This is a genomic window from Pseudoalteromonas sp. SS15 (assembly GCF_049257195.1).
Lineage (GTDB): Bacteria > Pseudomonadota > Gammaproteobacteria > Enterobacterales > Alteromonadaceae > Pseudoalteromonas.
Genome location: NZ_JBMMUD010000003.1, coordinates 404,709 through 429,384, shown reverse-complemented (window position 1 = coordinate 429,384; position 24,676 = coordinate 404,709). Strand labels below are relative to the sequence as shown.

At 41.6% G+C, this 24,676-nt stretch carries 18 protein-coding genes; 10 read left to right on the top strand and 8 right to left on the bottom strand.

All coding sequences use genetic code 11. The features are described from left to right. Nucleotides 1-204: 204 nt before the first annotated feature. On the top strand, nucleotides 205-3,618 hold the full coding sequence (locus tag AAEU28_RS08915; RefSeq protein ID WP_421963788.1) for a methyl-accepting chemotaxis protein: 3,414 nt from the start codon (nucleotides 205-207) through the stop codon (nucleotides 3,616-3,618). A 212-nt stretch (nucleotides 3,619-3,830) separates the two neighbouring features. After that, the gene (locus tag AAEU28_RS08910; protein ID WP_421963787.1) at nucleotides 3,831-5,147 is read left to right on the top strand and encodes an NAD(P)/FAD-dependent oxidoreductase; all 1,317 of its coding nucleotides are present in this window, start codon (nucleotides 3,831-3,833) and stop codon (nucleotides 5,145-5,147) included. 80 nt (nucleotides 5,148-5,227) lie between these two features. Here the strand turns inward: AAEU28_RS08910 and AAEU28_RS08905 are convergent, their stop codons facing one another. After that, nucleotides 5,228-5,752, bottom strand: coding sequence for a hypothetical protein (locus AAEU28_RS08905; RefSeq protein WP_421963786.1), 525 nt, complete (start codon nucleotides 5,750-5,752; stop codon nucleotides 5,228-5,230). A gap of 23 nt (nucleotides 5,753-5,775) precedes the next feature. After that, nucleotides 5,776-6,036, bottom strand: coding sequence for a DUF3081 domain-containing protein (locus AAEU28_RS08900; RefSeq protein WP_421963785.1), 261 nt, complete (start codon nucleotides 6,034-6,036; stop codon nucleotides 5,776-5,778). Between the two features lie 128 nt (nucleotides 6,037-6,164). Here AAEU28_RS08900 and AAEU28_RS08895 point away from each other — a divergent pair, with 128 nt between their 5' ends. Next, nucleotides 6,165-6,866: a hypothetical protein gene (locus AAEU28_RS08895; protein WP_421963784.1), complete on the top strand. Its 702-nt coding sequence runs from the start codon at nucleotides 6,165-6,167 to the stop codon at nucleotides 6,864-6,866. A gap of 135 nt (nucleotides 6,867-7,001) precedes the next feature. On the opposite strand, the gene dld is transcribed toward AAEU28_RS08895, so the two are convergent. After that, nucleotides 7,002-8,702 carry a D-lactate dehydrogenase gene (gene dld, locus AAEU28_RS08890; protein WP_421963783.1) on the bottom strand — a complete coding sequence of 567 codons (1,701 nt, stop codon included), beginning with the start codon at nucleotides 8,700-8,702 and terminating at the stop codon, nucleotides 7,002-7,004. A gap of 13 nt (nucleotides 8,703-8,715) precedes the next feature. Further along, nucleotides 8,716-10,419: an L-lactate permease gene (locus AAEU28_RS08885; RefSeq protein ID WP_421963782.1), complete on the bottom strand. Its 1,704-nt coding sequence runs from the start codon at nucleotides 10,417-10,419 to the stop codon at nucleotides 8,716-8,718. Nucleotides 10,420-10,632: 213 nt separating this feature from the next. Here AAEU28_RS08885 and AAEU28_RS08880 point away from each other — a divergent pair, with 213 nt between their 5' ends. Then, the gene (locus AAEU28_RS08880) at nucleotides 10,633-11,538 is read left to right on the top strand and encodes a LysR family transcriptional regulator (RefSeq protein WP_421963781.1); all 906 of its coding nucleotides are present in this window, start codon (nucleotides 10,633-10,635) and stop codon (nucleotides 11,536-11,538) included. 98 nt (nucleotides 11,539-11,636) lie between these two features. Here AAEU28_RS08880 and AAEU28_RS08875 read toward each other — a convergent pair whose 3' ends face one another. Further along, complete coding sequence (locus AAEU28_RS08875) at nucleotides 11,637-12,764, bottom strand: DcaP family trimeric outer membrane transporter (RefSeq protein WP_421963780.1); 1,128 nt, start codon at nucleotides 12,762-12,764, stop codon at nucleotides 11,637-11,639. Nucleotides 12,765-13,111: 347 nt separating this feature from the next. Between AAEU28_RS08875 and AAEU28_RS08870 the strand changes: the two genes are divergently transcribed. The 6 genes from AAEU28_RS08870 (at nucleotide 13,112) to AAEU28_RS08845 (ending at nucleotide 20,169) form a co-directional block, all read left to right on the top strand. Beyond that, the gene (locus AAEU28_RS08870) at nucleotides 13,112-14,257 is read left to right on the top strand and encodes an alpha-hydroxy acid oxidase (protein WP_421963779.1); all 1,146 of its coding nucleotides are present in this window, start codon (nucleotides 13,112-13,114) and stop codon (nucleotides 14,255-14,257) included. Between the two features lie 218 nt (nucleotides 14,258-14,475). Continuing rightward, entirely contained in the window at nucleotides 14,476-15,438 is a 963-nt protein-coding gene (locus AAEU28_RS08865) for a collagenase (RefSeq protein ID WP_421963778.1), read from the top strand. A 257-nt stretch (nucleotides 15,439-15,695) separates the two neighbouring features. Further along, nucleotides 15,696-17,003 carry a hypothetical protein gene (locus tag AAEU28_RS08860; protein WP_421963777.1) on the top strand — a complete coding sequence of 436 codons (1,308 nt, stop codon included), beginning with the start codon at nucleotides 15,696-15,698 and terminating at the stop codon, nucleotides 17,001-17,003. 93 nt (nucleotides 17,004-17,096) lie between these two features. Then, nucleotides 17,097-18,434 carry an NAD(P)/FAD-dependent oxidoreductase gene (locus AAEU28_RS08855; protein ID WP_421963776.1) on the top strand — a complete coding sequence of 446 codons (1,338 nt, stop codon included), beginning with the start codon at nucleotides 17,097-17,099 and terminating at the stop codon, nucleotides 18,432-18,434. A 126-nt stretch (nucleotides 18,435-18,560) separates the two neighbouring features. Further along, the gene (locus AAEU28_RS08850) at nucleotides 18,561-19,622 is read left to right on the top strand and encodes a YHYH protein (RefSeq protein WP_421963775.1); all 1,062 of its coding nucleotides are present in this window, start codon (nucleotides 18,561-18,563) and stop codon (nucleotides 19,620-19,622) included. 16 nt (nucleotides 19,623-19,638) lie between these two features. Further along, complete coding sequence (locus AAEU28_RS08845) at nucleotides 19,639-20,169, top strand: hypothetical protein (RefSeq protein WP_421963774.1); 531 nt, start codon at nucleotides 19,639-19,641, stop codon at nucleotides 20,167-20,169. Nucleotides 20,170-20,192: 23 nt separating this feature from the next. Here the strand turns inward: AAEU28_RS08845 and AAEU28_RS08840 are convergent, their stop codons facing one another. The 3 genes from AAEU28_RS08840 to AAEU28_RS08830 all read right to left on the bottom strand — a co-directional run bounded on the left by AAEU28_RS08840 (nucleotide 20,193) and on the right by AAEU28_RS08830 (nucleotide 24,429). Next, nucleotides 20,193-22,556, bottom strand: a complete 2,364-nt coding sequence (locus tag AAEU28_RS08840) for an EAL domain-containing protein (RefSeq protein ID WP_421963773.1) — start codon at nucleotides 22,554-22,556, stop codon at nucleotides 20,193-20,195. After that, nucleotides 22,546-23,430 (bottom strand): ABC transporter substrate-binding protein, encoded by an 885-nt coding sequence (locus tag AAEU28_RS08835; protein ID WP_421963772.1) that lies wholly within the window; start codon nucleotides 23,428-23,430, stop codon nucleotides 22,546-22,548. Before AAEU28_RS08835 ends, AAEU28_RS08840 begins: the two co-directional genes overlap by 11 nt. A gap of 192 nt (nucleotides 23,431-23,622) precedes the next feature. Further along, complete coding sequence (locus AAEU28_RS08830) at nucleotides 23,623-24,429, bottom strand: NPP1 family protein (RefSeq protein ID WP_421963771.1); 807 nt, start codon at nucleotides 24,427-24,429, stop codon at nucleotides 23,623-23,625. Nucleotides 24,430-24,676: the final 247 nt, after the last annotated feature.

The following is a 24,676-nucleotide window of genomic DNA, read 5'->3' as shown; positions in this document are numbered from 1 at the left end:
AGGAAGGAATTTAAAAAAACAAAACAGGACAGATTTAAGAAATATTAAATATAATTGCCACATTATTGAAATAGATCATTTCCAAAACCGGAACAATCTATGTATTTTGGTTATATAAAGAAAGTTTTACACTTTGATTTTGTATAAATACTAGACTATCACTTAGTATTGCATCTTTTATTGGTACATTTTAGGAAGCTAAGCATGGACACAGCAACCCCCTCTTTTGGCATTTTCAGCACACTCAAAGCAAAACTCATTTCAGCCTTTACTTTAATATTGTGTATTCTTGCGGCAATCGGATTGACCGCGTATTTGGCATTGACATCAGCAGATGAAGGATTCAAAAGCTATCGAGAGCTAGCAAGAGACTCTAACCTTGCGAGCACCTTACAATCGAACATGTTAATGGTGCGCATGAATGTAAAAGACTTTCTTCTCACAGGTAGTGAGAAAGACCTTCGCGAATACAACCAGTACTTTGAACAAGTTGATAAGCTCATTCTCGACGCCAAACAAGAAATTAATAAGCCCGAACGAGCACAGATGGTGACTAAGCTCATTCAAGAAATTGAGCAGTACAATGCGACGTTCGAAGTTATTAAAGCGTATCGGGTTGAGCGCAATGAGTTGGTGTTAAACCAATTAGATGTTATTGGTCCTAGAATGGAGCGTGAGCTAACGCAAGTCATGCAAAGTGCCGCACAATCAAATAATACGCAGCTGGCTTATGTCGCAGGTGAGGCTATGCGTAACTTATTACTTGGCCGATTATACGTTGTGAAATACCTTGAAAATAATCAAGTATCAGCGTCTGAGCGAGTCAATCAAGAATTCTCCCGCTTCGAAGACCAACTCATAAATTTAAGCACTTTTAGTTTGAATACTGAAAATCAAACTAGGCTAAACAACATCAATAGCATGTTCCTTGATTACACAAGCGCCTTTAATCAAGTTCAAAGCCTTATTATTGATAGAAATGACAAAGTAACCAATGTATTAGATGTAATAGGTCCACGATTTGCAGCTTTAGTAACAGAGCTAAGTAACTCCGTGAAATCTGATCAAGACATTCTAGGTCCACAATTAAAAGCCGCTAACGAACAAGCCGTATCACAAATTTTTGTTATGTTCATGGCAGCGCTTGTAATTAGTGCAGCTATTATATTTTTCTTACTTAGAATGGTGATGAAACAACTTGGTAAAGATCCAAGTGAACTAGACAATATTGCTACCGCCATATCTGAAGGTGACTTAGACCAAGAATATGATGAACGAGCACCGCAAGGCGTCTTCAAATCTATGCTAGAAATGCGAGAGAGCTTAAAACTCATCCGTGAAAAAGAAGAAAAAGAGCGTCGTGTGGCAAGGGTCAATGCCCGCATTAAAAGTGCATTAGATAACGCCAATTCTAATGTCATGATCACCAATACTGAGCACCAAGTCATTTATCTAAATAGTTCAATCCAACTCATGTTTGAGGAAGTTGAAACTCAATTACAGACAGAGCTGCCTAACTTTAGCGCCCATCATATTCTAAATGCGCAAATCAATGGTTTAATGCCTTACTTTGAGCAACACCTAGCACAGATTGACAGTCTAACCACCAGCCTTGAAGAGCAATTTGTTATTGCAGGTAGAACCTTTAAACTGGTCGCAAGCCCAGTCATTGTTGAAGCGCAACGCGTTGGTACGGTATTCGAGTGGCAAGATAGAACTGAAGAGCTTGCCGCAGCACAAGAGAAAGCACGTATAGCCTCTGAAAACGCACGTGTAAAATATGCTTTAGATGGCTCTTCTGGTCAGGTGATGATTGCTGACAAAGACCTAAATGTGATTTACATGAATAACGCCATTCATGACATGTTTAAAGTTGCCAGCCAAGATATTAAGCAAGCCATTCCACACTTTAATCACGAAGCCATTATTGGTAATCGAGTTGATGCGTTTTTTGAACATTTCAGCAATAAAGTGGAAGACTTCAAAACTCAAACAGCAAGCATTGAAACTGAGTTTGTGATTTCTGGTAGAACCTTTACTGTAATCGTGAGCCCGGTCAGTGTAGAGGGTGAACGCGTTGGTACGGTATTAGAGTGGCAAGATAGAACAGACTGGTTAGCTCAAGAACGTGAAAAAACACGTATTGCAGCCGAAAATGCCAGAGTCAGATATGCCCTTGATAGCGTCTCGGGCAACGTCATGATTGCAGACAAAAATTTGAATATAATCTATGCGAACCAAGCCCTTAAGAGCACCATAGAAAGTGCTGAACGGGATATTCAAGCCCATATAGGGCAATTCGATGCCAACAGTCTCATTGGCTTCCCTGTTGATCAATTCTATTTAGAGCCAGAACAACAACGCGTTTTATTTAATAACTTGTCTCATGCCCACAACAGTACTGAATACATTGGTGAACGAGTCTTCTCAGTGACCTCCAATCCAATTTTCGTAAATAACGAACGTATTGGCACTGTACTCGAGTGGACCGACAGAACCGCAGAAGTAAATATTGAAAAAGAAATCGATAACTTGGTGCAATCTGCCGCACAAGGTGACTTAAGCCAGAAATTATCTTTACAAGGTAAGACTGGCTTTTTTGAAAAACTCAGTACAGGTTTGAATGACCTAGTGTCTACCGTGGAAGTGGCACTTGATGACGTCACCAAAGTGCTCAGTGCATTAGCTCAGGGAGATTTGAGTAAACGCATTACCAACGATTACGAGGGCTCTTTTGGTCAGCTAAAACAAGACACCAACAGCACCGCCGATAAACTGACTGAAGTCATTGAAAACATCACCCATGCCTCTGGCAGTATTTCTCAAGGGGCGAATGAAATCGCGCAAGGTAATGCGGATTTAAGCCAGCGTACTGAAGAGCAAGCCAGTAGCCTAGAGGAGACCTCGGCTAGTATGGATGAAGTCACCGAGATTGTTCGTCAAAGTTCTGAAAAAGCCGAAGATGCAAATACGCTGTCAATGACCGCAGAAGACAAAGCCAGTCATGGAGGTGAGGTCGTGAAACTGGCTGTAAGCGCAATGCGCGAAATCAATCAATCGAGTAAACAGATCACCGAGATCATCAGTGTGATTGATGATATTGCATTCCAAACGAACTTACTTGCCTTGAATGCGGCTGTAGAGGCTGCCCGTGCAGGTGAACAAGGTCGAGGGTTTGCTGTGGTTGCCGGTGAAGTACGTAACCTAGCCCAGCGTTCATCAAATGCAGCAAAAGAAATCAAAGATCTGATCAGAGACAGCCAATCTAAAGTTGAAGAAGGCACCGACTTAGTAAACCGCTCTGGTGATACCCTAAGTGAAATCGTTGAAGCCACCAGCAAAGTACGTGTCATGATGGCTGAGATTGCTCAATCAGCAAGACACCAGTCTGAAAGCATTATGCAAATAAATACTGCAATTACTCAGATGGATCAGATGACACAGCAAAATGCCGCTCTGGTTGAAGAAGCAGCCGCCGCCGGTGAAGCCATGGCTGAACAAGCGCAAATGATGAACCAAACGGTCGAATTTTTCTCATTAACCGAGAGTAAAGCTTCATCTCCAGCTTTAGAGCAAACCTATCTACCCGATGAGCGTTATTTGCCAAATTTGGCGTAATACTCGACTCAACCCCAAGGGCTGTTTTGTAACAGCCCTTTTTTGTTTTATCGAAACATTTAGAAATACTTTTTCCATATTGCTAGCAGTCCGTTAGGCGTACAATAACCGTAAGTTGTGCAAGGTTATAACGACCTGAACATCATGTAAGTAAATCTGATATTTACAAAGGATTGTGCTCAGCTCTTTATAACTTTTTAAAGGGCACAACTATGATTAACACGCATCCCAATATTGTCATCATCGGCGGCGGCGCTGGCGGCCTAGAACTGGCAAGTAAATTAGGGAACAAACTTGGGAAGTCTCGTCGCGCAAATATTACTTTAATCGATAAAAACCGTACCCATATTTGGAAGCCGCTCCTACATGAAGTGGCGACAGGCTCGCTTGACACTAGCTTAGATGGTGTCGTTTATTCTGCCCATGCGGCTCGGCATGGATTTCAGTTTATTCTGGGTGAGTTCATCAATTTAGACGCAGAAAAACAAGCGATATACCTTAAAGAGCAATACGATTCAGACGGTGAATTGATCTTGCCGCAACGTACCGTTCACTATGATGAGTTAATCATCGCCATTGGGAGTGTCAGCAATGATTTTAATACCCCTGATGTTAGCAAACATTGTTATTTCTTAGACTCTCACCAGCAAGCCGAGCGCTTTCAACATGCGCTACTTAACTGCTTCACGCGTGTACACCAAGCTGCAAGCCAATTACCCGAAGAACAAAACCGTCTTTCAATCGCCATCGTTGGTGGTGGGGCAACCGGTGTTGAGCTCAGCGCCGAACTTGTTCATGTCGCTCAACTTCTAAAGCACTATGGTATGAGTGCATTTACCAGCACCAAGCTCACCATTCATTTAATTGAAGCTGGGCCAACTATACTACCCGCCCTACCGACTCGAATAAGTAACTCTGCGCGAGACGAGTTGCGTCATTTGGGTGTAAATATCTTAGAAGGCACTAAAGTGAGCAAAGCAACTTCTGAGGGCTTTATCACCGATGACAATACCTTGATCCAAGCTGATTTAATGCTTTGGGCGGCGGGTGTAAAAGTGGCAGACTTTATTAAAAACCTCGATTGCTTTGAATTCACTCGCAACAATCAAATTAAAGTAGACGAATACTTACAAGCAAAAGGCACTTCACACATCCATGTATTGGGTGATGCTTGTGCCTGTGAGCAAGAAGATGGCACTTTCGTGCCACCACGGGCGCAAGCTGCACACCAGATGGCAAGTAATGTCGCTCACAATATTTTAGCCAAATTCAGCGGCAAGTCGCCAAAACCTTTTGTTTATAAAGATCACGGTTCACTGGTGAACCTTTCTCGCTTTAGCGCGGTAGGAAGCTTAATGGGTAACCTGACGAACAACACCATGTTTATCGAAGGTAATTTAGCGCGGGTGATGTATTTATCGCTTTATCGTATGCACCAAAATGCCATTCACGGCCCAGTTAAAACCGCTGCACTTTGGTTATCTGAAAAGTTACTGCGTATTGTGCGCCCTAAGATGAAATTGCATTAAATCTAGAAGCAGCCTGAACATAGAGTAAAGTTCAGGCTGCTATTTTTTTGCACTTTTTTTCTACTTTTTTATTGGGCTTTTTATTGTGCTTCGGCCAGTGCTAACACCTCATTCAATGCCGAGACAGAAAACCCTCTGTCGTAGAAGTAGATAATTTTGCCGTTTTTATCGAGTAGCATCACTCTGGCGTTATTCGGATTTTCATTGCCTGTAAACGCTTGGATTTTTTCACCGTCTTCATAAATGGTGATCACCCCACCCCATAGCTCTTTAGGAATACCACGACGCATGCCCTCATCGATTTGTGTACTAAACATTCTCGGGAACATACCTGCAATGGTAGGTAACTCATACGCTTTAATATCAGCGCCTTTCATATCCAGACCAATCAACCAACGATCAATGTCAAACTGGCTGTCTTGCTTGTAGCCAACCAAAAATAGCGCAACCTCACCTTTAACAAAATCAGGTAGGTTAATACGCTCTTTTTCTAGACTTCCACCAGAGACACTAGGAAAAGCTTTCCCCGTCACATCTTGGTTTGGGTACTGGGCTGCACAGCCCGTTAGAAGAGCAAATACAAATATAAGTAAAAATTGTTTCATCAATTTAATTTTCCTTTTTAGTTTTACTGAAATTGCTTGGCAATCACATCCAGTTTTTTCAAAAATTCTTCTTTCAATTTATCGTGCTCGTATTCAAGGTCATATTTATTGTGAAAACCAAACCTAAGTAATACACCATTGCCCTGCAAATAGATGGTGTAACCATCAATGTCAGAGAATGCCGTGATCCCTTCTAAATGCTTGCCTTGTTCATAAGGTTCACCATGTTGTTGAATATGCTCATACACACGCAAAATATGTTTCGACTCTAAATTATTCTTCATATGCCACCTTTATTGCACTCATCGGTGTTTTCTACGTTTTACACTGCCATTAAGTTTAGTCTTATTTTGCTTTCACATTGATTTCACACCTGACCTGCGACCATCAAGTAAAATTAAGGAGCAAAGCTATGCGAACTATCTTTCAACTTTTACTACTTATTTGGTTGTTATTTTTAAGCAATCAAACCAATGCAGCACAATTTGAAGCGTCACACTTAAAGTCTGTCGTTCAGAATGCGATCCAGCGAATTAAAGACGTCGACAAAACAAAGTGGGCGTTTGAGCTACACAGCTTTGAGAACGAAGAAGGAGAAATCACCGACTATACGGCAGCATTTAACGGTGCACTGCCCGAAGGTCAAAACTGGCAACTGCTCACGAAAGACAAAAAGCCTGCGACCGACAAACAAAAACGCGCTTTTATAAAACAACGCAATAAAGACCAGAAAACCTTCAGCATTAAACTTGAGCAGCTCATTACTTTGAATTCATTACAGTTACTCGATTCAACAAACGAAGCGATTACGGCAAGTTTTGATGTTAATATCCCAAAACTCGGTGATGACGCCATTGGTAAACTCAAAGGCACATTAATCGTCTCGCCCACAAGCAATTTACTTCAACAAATCACCATCACGAATTTAGATGAGTTCAGCCCAATGACCATGACAAACATAGAACAATTTAAGATGGTGCTAACTTTCGCCGAAGTGTCAGAACAAGTTCTGCCGACAAGTGCAGAAATGACGATGCGCGGCACCTTCGCCGGCTTCATGGAGCTCAATGAAACCTCCAAGGATAACTATACAAACTATCGACTTCTTGAATGATGGATAGCCTGAGCTCAGATTTATAATAAAAAGGCAGCCTAGTGCGATAGGCTAGGCTGCCGCGGTACCAATCCTCATTAATATTAATTTAGAGGATTGATATAAATTCAAGCTCCGAAAAAGCGCTTCAATAGATCAGCAACATGAGCAATTGCGTTTATGCTTTTCCATCTTACCCACCCCAGGGTTAAAGCGGTTGGTCGGGTCTAATGAGCGATAAAATGCTTTTACATCTTCTTCGGCTTCATAAAGATGACCGACATTGTGCTCAGCCGGGTACTTAGCGCCTCGAGAATCTAGTAGAGCCAACATTTGCGCTTTCACTTTCTTAGCATCAGCACCTTTTTTCAGCACATAGTCCTGATGAAATACATGGCAGAAGAAATGCCCATAATAAAGACGCTTATCGACCTGACTGGCAATGTCTTCTGGCAACTGTTCAACCCAATCAAAGTCATTTCTACGCAGAGCAATATCGAGCGCTAAAATGTCTCCGACTTTATCTTCATGTAATGCTTGATAGCGAATAGCCGCACCTGCCGCTGCAAAACGTTGTAAATACGCCTTGCTTGCTTCATCGGGCGTACATTCAAAATACCCGCCCGCTTGTGGGTTTTGAGCAAAATACGACTTTAGAAACTGTTTGGCTTCGGCAATACCGCCATCACTCATTTTTAAAATTAAGTGATGCTCATATTTGTCTCTAAATTCAATCATGCGCTTAGGTAAATGCTGAGGGAATAAGTAGCTTGCAAACTGCATCACCTTGTCGGTGAAATTGCTTGGCATAAAGCGCCACTTTTTAAAAGTCGCATCTAACCGCCCTTTTAAGGCAAACAACTTAGGTAACCTATCCGTGCCTAAGTGCTGAATACTTAAGAAGGTATCTTTGCCATATTTTTCAGCGATATCGAAGATTTCGCGGTGTAAATATTCTCCCACTTCGGGCAAGTTTTTGAATTCAGATAATATGTGACGTCGTAAATCACTTAAGGTCTTAGGGTCATTGGTGCCCACATAAAATGTCTGCTCTTGGCTCGGTACTGCAAAGGTATCAAGGCGCACAGCAAACACAGCTATTTTGCCAGCACAGCCACTGGCCTCATAAAGCTTTGAGGTATCGGCATTAAAACGACTGGGCGTATCAGCATTTACATCGCGCAATAAACCTTCATAGTCTGTCGCACTGGCTTTTTTATCGGTAACTAGGTTGTTATGGGCAAAATTACCCGACATCAGGTTTTTTAAGATCTCTTCAGGGGTTTCGCCCAATTCAATGCCTAAGTGGTTCACTAAATGCAATTGGCCTTTTTCATCTACGCGGGCAAAGAGTGACAACTCAGTGTACGCTGGCCCACGCTTTACCAATGCGCCACCTGAGTTGTTTGCCACTCCGCCAACAATCGATGCCCCTAAACAAGAAGAGCCAATTACAGAGTGTGGTGCTCTTGATAACGGCTTTAAGGTTTTTTCTAACTTATGTAGCGTAGTACCGGGAAAGCTTAACACTTGTTTGCCCTGCTCTAGCACCACTAAGTCATCCATCGCCAAGGTATTAAAGATCACTATGTCTCTATCATAGCCATCACTCGAAGGCGTTGACCCTTCGGTTAAGCCAGTATTCGCTGCTTGCATGATCATAATGCAGTCAGCTTCAACACAAAGTTCTAACGCATGCCAAAATGCCAATAAGTTTTGCGGGAACAGAACAGCCAGCGCACTACCGCCACCCGAGCGCCAGCCCGTTCTATAGTGCTCGGTTTTATTTGCTTGAGTTTGTATATTCTCGCTGCCTAACACTTTGCTCAAAGCGGCCAATAGCTGCTGGTTGTTCATATTCTTCTCCATTTTAATGACTTAACGGTCCTGCAATATTCAAAACATATAAGGCAGTCATCACTAAGGCGCCTGACGCCAAAACATAATATAAAGTTGGCACGATTGTGCGTCTGAGTGTGGCCCCTTCTTGACCCAATAAGCCAACTGTTGCACTTGCCGCGACCACATTATGAATGGCAATCATGTTACCTGCCGCAGCCCCCACTGCTTGTGCTGCGATAATTAATGCTGGCGATAACCCTAAACTCATTGCCGCTTCAAACTGAAATTGGCTAAACATCATATTTGATACGGTATTGGAGCCTGCAATAAAGGCACCTAGTGCACCAATGGTTGGGCTTACAAGGGGAAAAGCCTCACCAAACCAAGTGGCAAACATCTGGGCACTGGCCATTGGCATACTAGGTAAATCGGATAGGTTCACACCTGAATTAATAAATAGGCGAACCATAGGCACAGTAAACATTAAAACAAAGCCAGCACTGATCACGGTTTTAGTCGATTCACCAAATGCATTTCGCACGATTTGACCTTTTTGACCCGACTGACCTTGTAAAATGAGCGCAACCAAAGCAGCAATCACCATTAATCCACCTGGCAAATATAAAGGAGCAAAAGAAGCGCTTACCCCAGTTTCACCGAGAATATTACTGAAGCTGATACTCAAACCAGTTAAAAGCCCTTTAAATTCTGTAAATACACGAGAACAAACCAATAAAGCCGCAACGATTAAGTAAGGTACCCAAGCCACGACAATAGACATTGAACGACTACCGCTGATGTTTTCAGCTTTAATCTCTAGATTGCCCAACCACTGTTTAGGCCAAGTCTCTTTATTGGCAAAATCCCACTGTGTTTTAGGCACTAAAAACCCTTTTTTAGCGGCGGTAACAACTATGGCAATACTCACTAAACCGCCAAGGAGCGATGGAAATTCAGGACCGAGAAAAACCCCAGTTAATGCATAAGGAACGGTGAAGGCAAAACCCGCAAAAATAGCAAACGGTAACACCTCAAGACCTTCTTTCCAGCTTTTGTTTTGTCCAAAAAAACGAGTCAGCATCATCACCATAAATAGCGGCATCACAGTGCCCACAATGGCATGAATAATTGAAACATTGGTGGTAATGAGCTGCAGATATTGCTCCCACGTCCAGCCTTGAGTCGCAAGCTGTTCAGAAATTGCGGTGGTATCTAACCCTTTATTTACTCCGATGATAATAGGTGTGCCCACAGCACCAAAAGAGACAGGCGTACTTTGGATCATCATGCCCATTAACACAGCCGCTAGAGCAGGAAAGCCGATTGCAACCAATAATGGCGCTGCAATTGCCGCTGGCGTACCGAAGCCAGAAGCGCCTTCTATAAATGTGCCGAAGCACCATGCAATCACAATGGCTTGAACACGTCTATCGGGTGAGACATGCATAAAGCCTTCACGGATGACGCCAATGGCCCCCGTATGCTTTAGCATATTCAATAAAAAAATTGCGCCAAAAACTATCCACAAGATAGAGAAGGTGATCCCCAAGCCTTGTAGAATTGACGCTAACACGCGATTAGTTGACATATCCCATACAAAGAGCGCCAGTGCGGCAGTCGTTGCTAGCACCACAGGCATGGCTTTCTTCGCAGGCCAACTTAGGCCCACCAGCAGCAGAGCTGCTAATGCAATTGGCAATAAAGCCAATGCACCTAGTGTTAATTCGTTCATATTACTTTCTCTTGTTGTCCAGTTTTTATTGTTTTACTTACCCACAACGTGCTTATTTGTGATTTATTTAATTATTGATACATAAGCATCGAGTAAACAAAATTTATAGAAATGTACAACTCTGTTAACTATTAATATATATTCATTAAAGAGAATGTTTTTTTCCTTTTTTGACATAATCAATATCGTTGAAAGAGGCTGTTAGGTGTATTTATGGTTAAATCAGATGATATTTTCTTGTTTGTTCAAGTCGTTGATGAAGGCTCTTTTTCTAAACTCGCTGAAAAACTTGAGATGACCAATTCTGTGGTGAGCAAGAGGATCAGCCGCTTAGAAAAAGCCTTAAATGTACAATTATTGTATCGCACTACCCGCAAACTCAGCTTAACCGATGCAGGACAAGCCCTTTACGGTAAAGCGCGCTTAGCCAAGCAAGCACTGCAAGATGCTCAAGATACAGTGACAGGCTATGGTGATGCAGTGCGCGGTAAAATACGCGTGACTGTGCCATCTGTCTCAGCCAATCTATTACTCAGTAAAGCCATTGCTGAATTTTGCCAACTCTACCCTGATGTTGAGGTTGAACTTCATGTCAGCAATCGATTGGTGAATATTCTTGATGAAGGCTTTGATTTAGCCATCAGAACCGCTTTTCTTGAAGACTCTTCTTTGGTCGCAAGAAGGCTTATTGATTCCCAGTGGATTGTATGTGCCAGCCCAAGCTATTTGAATCAGCATGGTATTCCTCATAAACCCAATGACTTACTGGATCATGAATGTTTGATTTACAAATATGAAGGCGTTGGCCCTGATAACTGGCTCTTCCAACAAGATGGCGTAGAAGCAAACGTACAGGTGCAAGGGCGTTTTTATACCAATAGTCTTGCGGCCATTCGCGATGCAGCCGCAACCAATTTTGGTATTGCTTATTTGCCTCGCGCACTGGTTCATGATGATTTAATGTCAGGTAGATTAGTATCTTTGCTAGCTGATTACACAGCAAAGGAGCTTGGGGTCTATGCGGTCTATCCAAAATCGCGCCAGCCTGACAAAAAGCTTAACCTACTCGTCGAGCATTTGCGTGACGCATATTTAGCAAAAAAAGAGTATCTTTATTAAATAAAGATACTCTTTTTACTTTAGACTAACTTATAGAACTTTTTGCTTAAAAAGCGCGCTTATAAATTACGCTTATAACTCTTAATTAAAACCTTTAGTTAGAACTTTAGCTTAGCACTGAATTGTAAGTAATTTGAATCAATGCTGTGCATGCGCTCGTCGTCAACACTAAAGTTACCTAGCTCAACCCCTAAATCTAAGTATTCGTTGTAGCTGGTGATCAAGTTCACGCCAAAATGACTGCGCTTGCGCTCAAGCACATCTGTTGAGGCACTGCCAGAAAACACCGATGAACGTAACTTTGGCGTCCAAAAGTGTCTATATGCTATCGCATAGGCCACCGTACTTTCGACTTCAGCTGTTTGCTTACCCTCTGCGGTGACTATGTCAGGAGTAATGCCCGCTGCAACATAGCGCCCAGCGTCTCCACTGGTTACCTGAAAACGTAAATCATCTTTACCAACAGTGTTAATTTTTGCCGCGATGTTAAATGCAGTCGCCGTTTTATCTAGGCCGCCTTGGTCAACTTTACGCAACAGGCCAGCGACAGATACCCTGCCCCAATCCGCTTTATGGTTATAACGGGCAATAAAATCTGGTAGCGATTCATCTTTATCTGCCTGAGCACCAGTCACTCCCACACCACTGACACTGCTACCGACATCTCCGTCACCATTGGTCTCTGGGTTTTCAATGGCAAACTGCCAAGCACCATGAGTGTATCTCAGTTGAGTTTGACGAATAAAGACCTCACCGGCATGTGGGCCACCAAAATCAAGTGATTCTGGCAGTGCATGCAATGGCATAAAGGTGGTCCAGTTTTGACCCGCCATCCAGTTCTTATACTGAATATATAAATGTCTTAAGCGTGGATTTGATGAATTACTTACCACTTCATTACCACCGCCGCCATAGAAATCCATCTCAACAAAGCCTTTAATGTCACCATGCTGCACGGTTAAATTCACCCGAGATTCTTTAACATTAAATGCCGTATGTGAGGTATCTTGTGCAGCACCTCCGGGAAAGTTTGCTAACCAATAATCTTGATAAGCCACATCACCAGAGACATGACGAATATCGACCTTACCGTAACCGCCAATTGCCACCTTAGTTTGCTTTTCACCCTGTTTAACGTTCAGTATTTCTTCAGCTTGCGCTTGTGATGCTAGGCTCAGTGCACATGCACCTAACCCTAAAACGACTTTACTTGATAAATGTTTCACCACGCACTCCTCAGTTTAGGTTTATTGTTATGGATGAAAATTTACGGGCAGCTAACCTTTCGATAAATGGACATAAAGCCAAAGACTTTTTCCAAAAGGTGCAAAATAGAGAAATCTCCAGATGAGCTGATTTAGCAAATCATTAACATTAAACCGAGTCTTTATCGAAGATTAAGTAAGGGTCGCGTATTCTATTCAGCTGTGTGTTAAACCATTTAACATGGTTAGGTTGCCAATTTGGCAAAAATGCTTTTCTATTATTGCTATTAACGCTTTGTGGTTTTCAGCCATACACTTCGCAAAACACAGCAGTGCTCATACTTCTGATAACACTTAGGACACCTGTTATGCGCCTTAATCAATGCTACAACTTTCAAGACTTTAGAAAACTGGCAAAGCAACGCTTGCCCGGGCCAATTTTTAATTACATCGATGGTGGCGCTGACGATGAGACCACTTATCGTCGCAATACAGAGGCGTTTGAAGAATGTGATTTACTACCAAGCGTACTGACGGGAGTCGAAGATATTGATTTATCTGTTACTGTCATGGGCCAAAAGCTCGACATGCCAGTGTATTGCTCACCCACCGCATTACAAAGACTATTTCACCATCAAGGCGAGCGCGCAACTGCGGGTGCCGCTGAGAAATACGGCACCATGTTTGGCGTGTCTTCTCTTGGCACCGTCAGTTTAGAAGAGATTGCCCAGCAAACCTCGACCCCTCAGGTTTATCAATTCTATTTTCACAAAGACCGAGGTCTAAACCGCGCTATGATGGAGCGTGCCAAAGCGGCGGGTGTACAAGTGATGATGCTAACTGTTGACTCAATCACTGGTGGCAACCGTGAGCGGGATTTGCGCACGGGGTTTTCAATTCCGTTTCGTTTAACACTGGCAGGCTTGATCCAGTTCGCCATTAAACCAATGTGGGGACTGCACTACGTATTCCACGAAAAATTCAGTCTGCCGCAGCTTGATGCGCACATAAATATGGGTAGCAGCACCAGCTCAATTGGTGACTACTTCACAAATATGCTCGACCCAACCATGAACTGGGACGACGTCGCCGAAATGGTAAAGTTTTGGGATGGTCAGTTCTGCCTAAAAGGCATTATGACCGTTGAAGATGCCAAACGTGCTGTTGATATTGGCTGTACGGGGATTGTGATCTCTAACCATGGTGGTCGACAACTGGATGGCGCTCGTAGCTCATTCGATCAGTTAGCTGAAATCGTCGATGCCGTCGGTGATAAAATTGATGTGCTATTCGACAGCGGCATTCAACGGGGTACTCATGTTTTAAAAGCGCTTTCACTGGGTGCTAAAGCGGTTGGCATTGGTCGTATGTATTTATACCCCCTTGCCGCTGCTGGTCAGCCAGGTGTCGAGCGTGCATTAGGACTTATGCAACAAGAGCTCATTCGAGATATGCGCCTAATGGGGTGTAAGTCCATTTCTGAGCTTTCTCGAAAAAATTTAAGATTTAGGTAGTTTCAAAAATTCATAACACGTTGTCATACTTGCATTATGAAACTCAAGCCAACCTTTTAGGTTGGCTTTTTTGTGCCTTTAAATAGACCTCGAAATAACGCTCTTCATTTAGTGATTTAGTATAAAAAACGAAATAATCGACTTTCTTTGCTGTATTCAAAAATAAAATAAGTATAATGTATACAAAATTCACATTAAGCATTTGGATACTTGGAGCAATGAAAGCAAAAATAATAACCGCAGTTCTATCTCTTGCCGTGCTTGCAGGCTGTCAAACCACGAAACAACCAGCCGCTGTCGTAGATTACAGTAAAGTAAAGCTGGCATATGGCAATGTCGTTAAAGAAGGTGAAGTCTATATTCCAGCTTGGAAACGCAATGAAGCGAAAATCAACCAAGTGCTTGCAAATCAGCATTATTGTGCTGATAACCTGGTCTTACGCTTCCAAGCCATGTCACAGCAGAATATCGAAGATTCTTGTAAATTACTGCTAGAAACAGAAAAGCGTTTTCATACGCTATTCAATACACGTGGCAAACCGCTGCTACATGACAACAATGATGTGTTGCGCGCCAATATTTACGCCAGCCGTGAAGATTACGTAAAGTATGTCACCGATCATTTTGACGTACCGTCTAACAATGGCGGCATGTACCTCGAAGGTTTACCGCATTTAGAAGACAACAGTGCCGAGTATGTGGCCTATTTGAAAAAAGGCACTGTATGGAACTTAAACCATGAGTTTGTGCACTATTTAGATGGTCGCTTTAATACTTATGGTGATTACTGCGCGCCGCCTCACGACAATCATTATGGTCCGGAATACTGTCCAGAGCCGGCTGCTGAGCCACCTTATTTAATTTGGTGGGGCGAAGGGCTAGGTGAATATGTTGCACACATGAACAATAACCCGCGTGCACTTGCGTTGGCCGGCGAGAAAACCTATCAATTGAGCGAATTGTTTTATAACAACAGCGCGAACTGGAATACCGACCGTATCTATCGCTGGGGCTACTTAGCAGTGCGCTACATGATGGAAAAACAACGCGATAAAGTCGAAGAGATGCTATTTCATGTGCGTCGCGGCGATTACCCGCGCTATCAAAAAATCGTAAAAAATTGGGGTACCAGCATGGACGCTGACTTTCATGCTTGGTTAGATACGGTCGCAACCAAATAAGCTAACGTAGTTACCTGCTTAAGTTTGGTTAACGCTTATTGACCCAAGTAACACTTTTAAGTGTCGATCCAATAAGGTGCAGTATGCCTAGGTATTTACTCTGCACCTTATTTTTTCTTATCCGAATCAGCCTCCACAACATCTAACCTTTTCACTCATTGTTTACATTTCATCACATTCCAAATTATCTACATTCTTTCACCCAACATTCGAAAGTGAGATAATTTATTCAATAAAAACAACATAAAAGATAAGTAATGAAAAAATATTTACTCACTCCTCTTGCAGCAGCATTAACACTCACTTTAACGGCATGTGGCGGCGGTTCATCTGGTGAAGATGCTCCTTCTGAAGGCACAGGTAGCGGCGGCGTGACTGCACCACTACAAAAAATATCTTTAGAAGCCTACACTTACTCTTGTCAAACCGAGACACCTTATTCAACCGATATTGTTTTCCACAACAAGGAAGGCAAGCCTGTGGGTACAGCCAAAACAAATGCTGATGGTGTATTTTCTGGTGAAGTACCAAAAGATACGAAACACGTTTCAGTATTAGGTGATGAAGTTGAGTATGATGACGGCGAGTATAAAAAGATTCGCACCGTTTTAGATATAGATAACAGAACCAATTTGGGTAAGTTTTATTTTAATCAGTTCAAATCTGATTGCGGCTGTGAAACTTACACGCTAGACACCAGTGAACTTTCGTATATGGAAACAGGCTACTCACTTTATGCGGGTTATTTTAGCTCTGTTACTGACACTTTAAGAGTATGTACTGATGAAGACATTTACTTCTCAGTTGTCGCAAACGATTCAAATGAAGCCAAGGCTACTGTCATGGCCTTGCCAACAGATACAAAAACAATCAAGCTCACTGATGCTGACTTTAACGACCAAGGTGTCTGGGTAGACCATCAAGTCAGCGCAGGAACTGAGTACATTACGACTGCTGGATATTTTGAAGCAACAAACAAATTTAAATTCTATCAATTTAGACAAGTCGAACAACTTACACCTGTATTTATTTTCCCGACCTTAACCGAGCATAACTTCTACCGACAATACTTTGACGAGGAAAGTTATGTGGGCGATGTATACGTTCGCATGATAAGCCAAGCGCGAAGTAGAATAAAAAATGACGGCTCGTTTGATCTTACTGAGTTACCTGTCATATCACCCGATCTAAGCGCCGATATTGTGGCTTTTGCAAATGCCAGCGACTTGAGCTACGACTTTAGCTCAGTTGATGATCGCCTCACAAATGTTGAAATTGATTTCAGCTTCTTAGTTGATGATGCAGCCGAAACACGATTTGATATGAATATTAGGGGCTATATCAGTGGTAAAGTACCAGACTTATCATTTGGCTCTGTATTCCCTGAACCTGCAGGCAACGCGACTCTTGAGCAGCTTGATATCTTTTTATCAGGATATGCTGGCAATCCTACTGATAAGAAAAGCGTTGATGCCTTGTTAGAAGAAAGGGCTCAAGGTAAGCACATCACAAAAGATAAATTTAGTAATTATGTTTTTATAGATTTAGATGCAGCACTAGACTAAGCATTTTAAAAAGGCCACATTCGTGGCCTTTTACTTCTCTTCTTTCAAGTAATACACTGCTCAGTGCTTTTATTCTTCAAATAACAATAAATCATGAGCAAATATTACGACCCTATTAGCGCACAACACTGCCAAAACCAAGCCTTCGCACCTAGTTATTGGGCCAGTACCCAAGCATTGCCTGACCGACTCCCTGCTATTACGTCTGATACAAATTGTGATGTCGTCATTATTGGCGGTGGTTTTAGCGGTTTACTTACCGCCTATTATTTAGCAACTGAGTATCAGCAAGAATGTATTGTGCTTGAAGCAAACCAAGTTGGTTTTGGTGCCAGTGCACGCAATGCGGGTTTTGTACTTAAAGGCTCGGGACGTTTGAGCTACCCACAAATGGCAAATAAATGGGGCATGGATGTTTGCCAAGGGATTTATGGCGAATTTACAGAAGCGGTGCAACGAGTAGAAGATCTGATTCAAAGTCAACAAATAGCCTGCGAACCACAACCAAAAGGCTACCTAAAAATAGCGCATAATCAGCAGGCCTTTGCAGGTCTTAAAGCGCAAGCAGAGTTCTTACAAAAACACCTTTCAAGTGATGCCGAGTTTGTGTCAGTTGAAGAATTAAAAGCAGGTTACATGAATAACCAGCAAGCCTATGGCGCGATGCGTTTACCCGATGGCTTTGGTATTCACCCGCTTAAGCTTGTGCTGGGTTATAAAAAAATGGCCATGAAGGCTGACGTTAAAATATGTGAGCATACACTGGCAAGTGATATTAATGACACAGGTAGCCATGTGACCCTTAAAGCCAATGGCTTTAATATCCAAGCCAAAAAGTTGGTGATCTCCGGGAACGCCTATAACAGTAAGTTAACTTCGCCAGTTATTAATAACCGCTATCTACCTATCCTCAGTAGCATTATGGTAACCAAGCCACTCACTCAAGCCCAGCTCGAAAGCTCAGGGCTAAAAACCCACCAAGTGACGATGGATACGCGCACCTTAAAATACTATTACCGTTTATTGCCTGATAATCGCTTGTTATTCGGCGGCCGTGGCGCAATTTTTGCCAAAGACCAAAATAAGCCAACCTATTTAAGTAACCTAAAGAAAGGCCTGGCTGATTGCTTCCCGACTCTAAGCAACATCAGTCACGACTATTATTGGCATGGTTATATTGCGGCTGCGCTCGATGATATGCCTCACGTCACTGTGCAAGGAAATATTGGCTATACGCTTGGGTATTGTGGTGCAGGCGTCTCTTTTAGTGCACAAGCCGCTTACCGACTAGCGCAACAAATCGCGGGAGTCACAGTACCAAACTTACCTTTATATCGAACACCACTGCCTTATTTGCCATTTCCTAGCCTGAGACGCTTTGGGCAATGGGGGTATTATCAATACGCTCAATTAAAAGATAAGCTTGGTTAGCATATAAATTCTTGTGTCAGTCTATGGCTTTGCAAAAGGCTGACACTTTGTGCACATTTACTGCACAATTAAGACCTACAGTTAATTCATAATCCAATTGAAGCTTTACTAATCGGAGTGATTGTGATGAAACTGACCAATCTCATAACACCTAAGTATCTCCTTCTATTCGCAACCACTTTTACACTATTTGGTTGCGGTAGTTCTGACAGCACTAAGAACGAGATCATAGCTGATAACTCATCAGCTAGTGACGACACAAGTAATAACGCTACTCAAGGTAACTCTAATAGCTCTACAGACTCTGACAACAGCACTTCTTCCAATAACGACACAGACAATGGTACTGCATCTATAAATGGTTCTACTGACGGTGTACTATGCGATTATTATTACAATGAATACAATGATTCAGCTTCTGTCCAAGCCACCAGCAACGCTCAGTGGTCATGCGATGGCAGCAATCGAACGTTAACGGCCAATGGTCTACCAGACCACGCTACGGGGCAATTTCCCAATGCCAATAACCCCAATGAAATCAGTGAGCAAAACGTTTCTATAGCCTATACGCTCACTCCCAATGAAAGCACAACAGCAAGTACTTTAGGTGGCCCTCGTGATGCGACTGGCTATGTTTTAAATGGCGTCAAGATTGACGCCAATACTGCTGGTACCTGTGATGATTCGGGTAATAACTGTAGCCTGATTGGCAATGAAGGGAGTTGGCATATTGAAGCGCTGGGACAAACCAGTTTTAACTTCGGCACCGACGACAATAACGCTCATGTGCAACCTGGTGGAGCCTATCACTATCATGGCATGCCGGAAGGGTTTATAACGCTCAGAGGTGGCAATAACACAACCATGACTTTAATTGGCTGGGCGGCTGATGGCTTTCCTATATACGCAAGATATGGCTCTAGCGAAGCAAGCAATGCTAGTTCGCCAATAAAAATAATCACCGGCAGCTATCAGTTGATTGAAAATATCAGCGCTAGTCGCCCATCTGTTGAAGTGTACCCTTTAGGCACCTTTGCCGAAGATTGGCAATATGTAGCAGGATCTGGAGATTTAGACGAATGCAATGGTCGCTTTGGTGTAACACCTGAGTTCCCTCAAGGTATTTATCATTACTACGCCACCGATTCTTACCCGTATTTTCAACGCTGTGTAAAAGGCATACTTTAGTTAAGGAGCGCGAGCTATGAATAGAATAAATCATTTAAGTGCCATGGTCTTTTTTACTTGGTTTTTAAGTCTTATTTTCAGTACGGCTAGCCATGCACATTTAATGGCACCGCATAAAGGTACGCTTAATTTTGATGATACTGGGGGCTATTTAGTACTTTCTTTACCTTCCTCTGCATTCTTAAAATTTGATGAAAATAACGATAATCAATTAACAATGAAAGAGATAAAAACGCGACAACAAGAGATCATTTCATTCATCACCAAATCGATTTATTTAACAGAAAAAAATAAAAAAACGTATTTGAGTGGCGCACTATTAGCGCCGCAGAAAAGCCATACAAAGGAACAAAACACCGTAGAACAGATAGTGGTGATTGGTAAGTTCTTATCACCATTATCAAATAGCACAACATTGAATGCGTCTTTATTTGGCGACACAGAAAAAAGCAAAGAGTTAACAGTCATGGCATCAAATAAGAGTAGTAATCTGAAGCATATATTTAAGCTAAATGAACAACAAACCAGCCAACGATTATTTCATTGAAGTGTAAGGAAGCGATAGCTTCTTTACACTGCTTTATTTGACTCCTTCATCAAGGATTCAAAATCTTTTAACTTCATAGGTTTTGATAACAAATAGCCTTGAATTGCGTCACATTTCGCATTTTTCAGGTAGTCTAGCTGCTCTTGTGTTTCAACACCTTCAGCGGTGGTAACCACTTTTAGCGACTTAGCTAACGAAATAATATTTTCTAGAATTGCCTGCCCTTTTACTGACTTCATACCTAAACGAATAAAACTTTGATCTATTTTTAAGTGCTTAATGGGCAGTGATAACACGGTTTCTAAATTTGCATGCCCGGTACCGTAGTCATCAATCGCCACTGAAATACCCGCCTTCTCTAAACGCATCATATTAATGGCTGTTTTTTTATAATCTTTTATCAAACCATACTCAGTGACTTCTACTTCAAGCATATGTGGTGGAATATCAAACTCCCCAACGTGCTCAAAAATAACAGCGATGGTTTCTTGCTCAAATAAATGTCTTGCCGATAGATTGATTGAGATTGGCAAGACTTCTAACCCCATATCAAGCCATTGACGGATCTGCTTACATACAGTTCTGATCACATACCTGTCTAACTGAGGCATCATGCCTTTTTTCTCTGCCAAGGTGATAAACACCCCAGGGGAAATCACCTCTCCTTCACACTGCCATCTTATGAGTGCCTCAGCTGCACAAGGCTTTAACGTTTTTGTATCGAATTTTGGTTGGTAATCAAAGTATAGATCTTGTTCTTCTATCGCTTTTTCAAGCGCTTGCTTGAGCCAAGCCTGGTATTTCAGCTCTTCCAAAAAGTCCACATCAATCTTAACAACAGAGCCATAACTTCGATTATCTAGATCCCGTAAAGCCAAATCACATTGACCAAGTAAGTCACTGAGACTTTCACTACTTAAAAGCTTGGCAGTACAACGAACAAATTTTAGCTTCACATAAAAGTCATCTAATTCGACTTCTTTTTTGTTTAGCTTATGAAACTGCTTACTCTCTTCTTTAAGTGAGCTTTGATGAAGCACGATAAACCGGCTAGAGCGCACTCGCGCAGCTATCATGCCCTGTAGAGGAAGCTCTGTTAACGCGTTAGCAAAAGCACAAATATATTGGTCGCCGATTTTTGGACCATAAACGTCATTTAAATCTTGCAGCCCTTCAAGCTCAATCACTGATAGTTGCATAGGTAATTTGAGCGCTTTTAATTGATGAATAACGCCATTTAAATTCTGGAGCTCAGTTAATGAATCAAAATACGCGAGTTTTTTTATTGATTGCTCATATTTTGCAACATCACTAAAGTCTCTGACAAAGGCAATATATCGCTGCTGTTCATTGACTTTATATTGAGAAATAACAATTTCTACTGGGAAAGCTTCGCCATTTTTTTTAACCGCTGCCACATTTCTGATCGTGTTGAGCACTTGCTCCATGTGCTTCTTACCGGAGTGATTCATCATGCTTTGGCTGTGTTTGCGCTGATATTGTGTCGGTATTAATACAATGACATTACTACCCAATAGTTCAGCCTCATGACTATAACCAAACATGGTAACTGCGGTTTTATTAACATGGGTGATCATGCCTTGCGCATCTGTTTCTACAATGGCATCCGTTACCAAGCCATTCACCAATTCGGAAAATTGTGCCTGCGCATTTAAATAGCTTTGCAAGTATTCATTTAATGCAAAAGAGTCGTTTAAAGTACATTGCAACGGAAAAAAATCACTTTGCTTATTTTCGGTGATCCTGGCGCTATACGCCCCATCATTAAATTGTGTAATGACTCGCTGGATCTCAAAGATGGCCCTTTTGAGCTCTTGCCTTTTAACTTTTAAATATAAAAAAAAGAAAAATAAAAATAGACTAATTAACATCACTGACAAGTAGAATACTTGTCGTTGCAACTGCTCAAGCTTGTTACTTATATTACGTTTAAGGTATAAATAATGACTCGCTTTATTGGAACCCAATTCATAAATAGGTTGAACCAGCTGCAACCAATTCTCGTCCACATCTAATCGCGTATCTGAGGAGACAAAATTAAAGATATTTGCATCTATTTCCAATAATGGCTTGCCCTCATCAGCAATTTGATTCGATGCCACCACAACTTTATTCGCGGTGACTAGAATTACTCTTTCGACATCTCTTAGTTCGCTTTTTAAAGTAAGCCAGTTCTTGCTTTGCTCAATGTCATTATGACTAAAATTATACGCAAGTATCTCTGCACTAAAACTTAAACGCGCCAAATTATCTTCAGCAATACTATCGACTAAGCGTTGTTTAATAACCAATTGATAGGCCAGAAAAATACAACTAACTACAGCTGTAATAATGAGTAAGACAGATATCAGCAGTTTACTTTTCATTTCGTACCATATCTAAAATTTCCGGACTGATTAAATCATCACAGTCGCAATCTTGTGTGGTTATTTGCTCTTCTTTCAATACCGAAGAGAACCTTTTAACGAGCTGCTTTTGAGTGTCAACTTGGGTATACCAGTCTGTTACTTTATCTAGATCAAATAAATGTAATTGTTGGTAGGACGCATAAAACTGTGCTTCAGGTAAGTTAAGCCTATTATTTAAAGAATGAAAGTAAGGTGTAATGTTGTGATTTATTGCGGCCACTGTTTTTGAGTTAGCTGCTAAAAAAGCGCTCAATACAGTTTGCTGATTAGCATTAAAGTCATGCTGATTAACAATTAAAACATCAATGATTTCACCCGGGATCTGGGTGCTATCAAATAGGTTTGCAGCCCCTGCTGCAAGTAGTTTACTTTTTACGGGGTCAAAGGTGAGAACAGCATCAACTTGCTCTTCAATCACAGCAGAATAATGGCGGTTTACTTCTAAATTAACAATTTCAAAGTCTGATTTTTTTAATTGGTTTATTTCTAAAAATCGTTTTAAAAAGTAGGCCCCTAGTGCTGAGGTTTCTACACCGATTTTCTTTCCTTTAAGCTCTAAAATAGAGTCATAGTGCAGTGACATTAACGCGTCAGCACCAAATGACTCATCAATAACCCAAACTACTTGGATATCATAACCTAAGGTTTTAATTTTTACCGCTTCATCAAGCGTCACGGCAGCGACATCAATCGAGTTATTTATTATCCCGTTGAGTACCTGAGAAGCATTCCTGTACTCTACAAACTTTATCTGTGTTTGAAATTCTGGATATTTCTTTTGAGTAACATATAAAGGCTCATAGCCAGGCCAAGTATTGGTTCCTATCCTCAATGGTGTTTGAGCTTGCTCAGTACAACCCAATAGAAATGTGCAAAAAAGTATAAGTAAGACTCTGAAATACATAGGTTCATACACAAACAAAACTGATGTATTTAAGTGTAGATGGTATTTCTAAAAGTGATATTAATCTTAATATTAGAGGTAGATTTTTGCGAGAAGCACAAGCTTCCCGCCATACATCAGTTACTGAGCGTTTAATGCATCCTGTTCAGTAAACTCTGGATAACCCACTGGTTTAAAGCGATTTATATTATAAACAAACCGGCTATCTTTAACTGGTAAAGTGGCAGAGCCGTAATCATACTGATTCAGCTTTTCACGTAAGCCATGGTTATCGATGCCATCTCCTTGCATCTCGTACCAACTAATAATAGGTGGCGTTACAAAGCGGTTATAGGCCGTTTCAGCAATTTCATTGCTTTTGGCAAAGCGAAGCGCATGAGTCAAAATGCCATCTTTGTGATAAACAATTTTTAAATGGCCATTTTCCATAGGCAGCTCAGATGCGGGCTTAGTAAACAAGTCTCCATGCGCACTGTAACTGCCATGCGTCACTAATCCATCTTTGGTCCATACAGCTGCATATTCCCAATCATGACGATGCCCTCCTCCAAAGTATGAAAATACTTGGTCTTTTTTAAAATAAAGTGCATAGAAATGCGCGCAATACTGCCCACTTGGGGTATCTTTGCACGCATAACGGTGTACGGTATTAGAGGTATTAAGAAACCAAGTATCTCGGCAGTTTCCGCTTAAACTGCCTGATGTTTTCAACCCGGCATTTTGCTGCCCGGTACGGCTTATACCTGCGCTCGGCAAGCAACCATCACCATCAAAATCGAAGATGGGTTCTGTACCATTGATAACATACGAAGCGGGTAATGCTTCATCTAAAGCGGCAAAGTCATTCGCCATGAGATTGGTTGAACTTAAAGCACAAGCCATAGTTAGGCTTACTCTGAGTAACAGAAATGTCTTTGGTGTTGTCATAATGATTGTCCTTAAATAAATCCAAAATGAAAATACAACAACTTTGTTACATTTAAAATTTATTTTCTCAATCCAAAAACTGATACTTAAACCTTATTTTTATTAGGGACTTCGTCTAATCCCTTATTCCTAAAACCGCACAATGTAAAATAAATGTTATAAATAAATTGACGATATAAAGTTGTTACTCTATTTTATCGTTACACCTCGATGGGTGTTGTGAACAACATAGACACGGATTATTTCA